Annotated in this window: 3 protein-coding genes and 1 pseudogene; 2 read left to right on the top strand and 2 right to left on the bottom strand. The window is 52.1% G+C overall.

Translation table 11 applies throughout. The annotated features are described in order from the left end of the window. Positions 1-173: 173 nt before the first annotated feature. Positions 174-1,055, top strand: a complete 882-nt coding sequence (locus tag BGK49_RS09620) for a LysR family transcriptional regulator (protein ID WP_005027037.1) — start codon at positions 174-176, stop codon at positions 1,053-1,055. 208 nt (positions 1,056-1,263) lie between these two features. Here BGK49_RS09620 and srmB read toward each other — a convergent pair whose 3' ends face one another. Then, positions 1,264-2,598, bottom strand: coding sequence for an ATP-dependent RNA helicase SrmB (gene srmB, locus BGK49_RS09630; RefSeq protein ID WP_000219197.1), 1,335 nt, complete (start codon positions 2,596-2,598; stop codon positions 1,264-1,266). 131 nt (positions 2,599-2,729) lie between these two features. On the opposite strand from srmB, the gene trmN reads away from it, so the two are divergent. Continuing rightward, positions 2,730-3,467 carry a tRNA(1)(Val) (adenine(37)-N(6))-methyltransferase TrmN gene (trmN, locus tag BGK49_RS09635; protein WP_005007860.1) on the top strand — a complete coding sequence of 246 codons (738 nt, stop codon included), beginning with the start codon at positions 2,730-2,732 and terminating at the stop codon, positions 3,465-3,467. Here trmN and nadB read toward each other — a convergent pair. Further along, positions 3,452-4,552: pseudogene (gene nadB / locus BGK49_RS09640) on the bottom strand (L-aspartate oxidase); the annotation flags it as partial. The gene trmN and the pseudogene nadB sit on opposite strands and share 16 nt — an antisense overlap. Positions 4,553-4,804: the final 252 nt, after the last annotated feature.

Below are 4,804 nucleotides of genomic sequence, written 5' to 3' on the forward strand. Positions count from 1 at the left end.
TAGTGCGCTGGGTTATCGCTCGCCACGGGAATATCTGCGGCAGCGGGCTTGTAATGGGTTAAGTGATAACAGATGTCTGGAAATATAGGGGCAAATCCAGTACCCGACACAGAACATTTAAAAAATGAATGTTTTTATATTCTAGATTCGATATTTTCGATAGGTTTGGGGTTATGGATCTGCGCCGTTTTATTACGCTTAAAACCGTGGTGGAAGAGGGTTCCTTTTTGCGAGCTTCGCAAAAATTGTGCTGTACACAATCGACGGTGACTTTTCATATTCAGCAGCTTGAGCAGGAGTTTTCAGTCCAGTTATTTGAGAAAATTGGCCGACGGATGTGCCTTACCCGCGAAGGAAAAAAGTTGCTGCCGCACATTTATGAACTTACCCGAGTGATGGATACGCTTCGTGAGGCTGCCAAAAAGGAGTCAGATCCGGACGGGGAACTACGCGTTGTTTCGGGCGAAACGTTGCTCTCTTACCGAATGCCGCAGGTGTTGCAGCGTTTTCGGCAACGCGCACCAAAAGTGCGTTTATCGTTGCAGTCGCTGAACTGTTACGTGATCCGTGATGCGCTACTGAATGATGAGGCCGATGTCGGCGTCTTTTATCGCGTAGGGAATGATGATGCCCTGAACCGACGAGAGTTGGGTGAACAATCGCTGGTGCTGGTGGCTTCACCGCAAATTGCAGATGTCGATTTTACTGAGCCGGGAAGACATAACGCCTGTAGCTTTATTATCAACGAACCGCAATGTGTCTTCCGGCAGATATTTGAGAGCACGCTGCGTCAGCGGCGGATCACGGTGGAAAACACCATTGAGCTGTTAAGCATTGAAAGTATCAAACGTTGTGTCGCGGCGAATATCGGTGTCAGTTACTTGCCCCGCTTTGCGGTGGAAAAAGAGCTTGAGAGCGGAGAATTAATTGAATTGCCTTTTGGCGAACAGTCGCAGACCATTACGGCCATGTGCGCACACCATGCTGGAAAAGCGGTTAGCCCGGCGATGCACACTTTTATTCAGTGTATTGAAGAGTGTTTTTTGCCGGGATAAAAATAATGCCGGGCTTAAACCCGGCACCCAACTTGTCGACGAAGTGCGTTTTGTTCATGCCGGATGCGGCGTGAACGCCTTATCCGGCCTACAAGATCGTGCAAATTCAATATATTGCATGAGCCATGTAGGCCTGATAAGCGTAGCGCATCAGGCAGTTTTGCGTTTGCCAGCACTTTTAATTCCGGGCTTAAACCCGGAATTAAGATTACTCTTCTGTCGTTTGCGGTGGCACGCCCGTTCCGCTCGGTTTACGGCGCTTACCAATATTTTTGGTGTCGCGATGGCGTTTTTTCACCCGCGGCTTCTCTTTCTCTTTAGCTTTTTTCTTCTCGGCGCGTTTTGCCAGTACTTTCTTCGATGGCTTGCCGGTCTGCTTCTCGCTTGGCGTACGCGTTTTCGGGCGTAGTTCCTCAATGACGCGAGCTTTTATCGGCTCTTCAATATAACGGCCAACTTTGCCAAGCAGCAGATGGTCATGGGCTTCCACCAGCGAAATCGCGGTGCCTTTACGACCGGCGCGCGCGGTACGTCCGATACGGTGCAAATAAGTATCACCACTGCGCGGCATATCGAAGTTAAAGACGTGGCTGACGTCTGGAATGTCGATACCGCGCGCGGCAACATCGGTTGCTACCAGTACGTTTACGCGGCCTTCGGTCAGGCGTTTAATCGCTTCATTACGCTTGCCCTGTACCATCTCACCTTCGAGATAGCAGTTGTTGATGCCCGCTTCGCGCAGCCAGTTTGCCAGCTCATGCACACGTTCACGCTTACGCACAAACACAATTGAGCGGGTCGCTTCCGGCTGTTTTAACAGATGCACCAGCAATGCGGTTTTATGTTCCAGGTCATCGGCGCGGTAATACCACTGATGAATTTTTTTGCGCTCACGGGTGGACGGATTGGCAGAAACCTCCACCGGATCTTCCAGCAGACGCTCGGCAAAGTCCTGAATCGCATCGCCTTCCAGCGTTGCCGAAAAGAGCAGGGTCTGTTTACGCCAGCGCGTTTCGCCAGCAATATGTTCGATATCCTGAGCGAAGCCCATATCCAGCATACGGTCTGCTTCGTCGAGGATCAGCGTTTCAACCGCGCGGCAATCGAAGTTCTCTTCTTTTATGTATTGCAGCAGACGTCCGGTCGTGGCGACCACGATGTCCTGATTTTCGCTGAACACTTCCGCGTGGTTCATATAGGCTACGCCGCCGGTAATGGTGGCGATATCCAGATGCGTATGTTTCGCCAGTTCGCGGGCATGATCGGCCACCTGCATCGCCAGCTCGCGAGTTGGGGTGAGGATCAAAATACGCGGCGGACCGGATTTCTTACGCGGGAAATCGAGCAGGTGCTGCAACGCTGGCAGCAGATACGCCGCCGTTTTACCGGTGCCTGTCGGCGCAGAACCGAGTACATCACGGCCATCGAGCGCAGGCGGAATAGCGGCAGCCTGAATGGCGGTCGGGCGAGTGAAACCTTTATCCTGGAGGGCTTCCAGCAGGCTTTCGTCGAGTTCAAGTTCGGAAAAAGTCGTTACAGTCATGTTCTACCTCTGTGTGGGGCGCTGATTATAGACGTTACGGCTGCAATCTTCATCTGTTTGTATGGATATCGCTTCTCGGGTATTGTTCTCACCCGGTGCTATCGCCGTTTTTCCTGCAAGGTTTTATTTTCATGTCACAGTCTACATCCGTGCTTCGTCGTAATGGATTTACTTTTAAACAGTTTTTTGTTGCTCACGATCGCTGTGCGATGAAAGTGGGAACGGATGGCATTTTGCTGGGCGCATGGGCACCGGTGGCTGGGGTGAAACGTTGCCTTGATATCGGCGCGGGTAGCGGGTTGCTGGCACTGATGCTGGCGCAGCGAACCAGTGACAGCGTGATAATTGATGCCGTTGAGCTGGAAAGTGAAGCTGCCGCGCAGGCGCAGGAAAATATCAACCAGTCCCCGTGGGCAGAGCGGATTAACGTCCATACGGCGGATATTCAGCAGTGGCTCACACAGCAGACAGTACGCTTCGATTTAATCATCAGTAACCCCCCTTACTATCAGCAGGGAGTAGAGTGCGCGATCCCTCAACGGGAACAGGCTCGCTATACCACTACGCTTGATCACCCATCGCTGCTGACCTGTGCGGCGGAGTGCATTACCGAAGAGGGATTTTTCTGCGTAGTGCTGCCAGAGCAGATTGGTAATGGTTTTACGGAGCTGGCATTAAGCATGGGCTGGCATTTACGTTTGCGGACGGATGTGGCGGAAAACGAAGCGCGACTGCCGCATCGGGTGCTGCTGGCATTCTCCCCGCAGGCGGGAGAATGCTTTAGCGATCGCTTAGTCATTCGTGGGCCAGACCAGAACTATTCCGAAGCGTATACGGCGCTGACCCAGGCTTTTTATCTGTTTATGTAATGATTGCCGGGGGAAAGGATCGACGGACCGGAATGGGTGAGCAGTTCCGGATAATCCAGTGTGAAATGCAGGCCACGACTCTCCTTGCGCATCATGGCACAGCGAACAATCAATTCCGCAACCTGCACCAGATTACGCAGCTCCAGCAAATTATTCGACACGCGGAAGTGGGCGTAATATTCGTCTATTTCCTGTTGCAACATATTGATACGCCGCAGGGCGCGCTCAAGACGTTTTGTTGTGCGCACAATGCCGACGTAATCCCACATAAACAGCCGTAGCTCGTGCCAGTTATGCTGAATTACTACCCGTTCGTCAGGGTTCTCAACGCGGCTTTCATCCCACGGTGGTAACGTACTGACGCCGTGGGCATCAGGCATACGTCTGGTGATATCTTCTGCCGCCGACCAGCCATAGACCAGACACTCCAGCAATGAATTCGAGGCCATGCGGTTAGCGCCGTGTAAGCCGGTATAACTCACCTCGCCAATGGCATACAAGCCCTCGACGTCCGTACGCCCATGATCATCAACCATTACACCACCGCAGGTATAGTGTGCAGCAGGCACAATCGGTACCGGTTCTTGTGTGAGATCAATCCCCAGCCCGAGCAATTTTTCATAAATCATCGGGAAATGCTGGCGAATAAAATCGGCGGGCTTATGGCTGATGTCGAGGAACATACAATTTGCGCCGAGGCGTTTCATTTCATGGTCAATGGCGCGGGCGACAATATCGCGCGGGGCCAGTTCGCCGCGCTCATCAAAATCGGGCATAAAACGCGTGCCATCCGGGCGCTTGAGATAAGCGCCTTCGCCGCGCAGTGCTTCCGTTAACAGGAAATTGCGTGCCTGTGGGTGATACAGTGCGGTAGGGTGGAACTGATTAAATTCGAGATTGGCAACCCGACAGCCCGCGCGCCACGCCATAGCAATGCCATCGCCAGAAGAAATATCCGGATTGGTGGTGTACTGATACACCTTCGACGCACCGCCGGTTGCCAGTACCACTGCTTTTGCGTGGCAGGTTTCCACCGTTTCTTTATTTCGGTTCCATACCCACGCGCCTACAACCCTGAGGTAGCCTGAGTTTAACGGACACTCCTTCCTGAAATAGAATGGCATCAGAAGGAGCTAATAATGAGCAGAAAAAACCAACGTTACTCTAAAGAGTTCAAAGCCGAAGCTGTCAGAACGGTTGTAAGCGTACAGCCTGAACCGTCTGGTCAGAATCTGACAAATTAGACAAAGTGGTGTCCACCAAATAAGTAGTGGGAACCAAAGTGTCAGATATGCAGAAAAATGTGAATCCCGGCAGGCGAAAAGGCTGCCCTAATT

The sequence above is a fragment of the Shigella sp. FC1544 genome (assembly GCF_001722145.1).
Lineage (GTDB): Bacteria > Pseudomonadota > Gammaproteobacteria > Enterobacterales > Enterobacteriaceae > Escherichia > Escherichia coli.

Coding starts and splice junctions, on each gene's coding strand:
- BGK49_RS09620 (WP_005027037.1), top strand. CDS start 174: ATGGATCTGCGCCGTTTTATTACGCTTAAAACCGTGGTGGAAGAGGGT.
- srmB (WP_000219197.1), bottom strand. CDS start 2,598: ATGACTGTAACGACTTTTTCCGAACTTGAACTCGACGAAAGCCTGCTG.
- trmN (WP_005007860.1), top strand. CDS start 2,730: ATGTCACAGTCTACATCCGTGCTTCGTCGTAATGGATTTACTTTTAAA.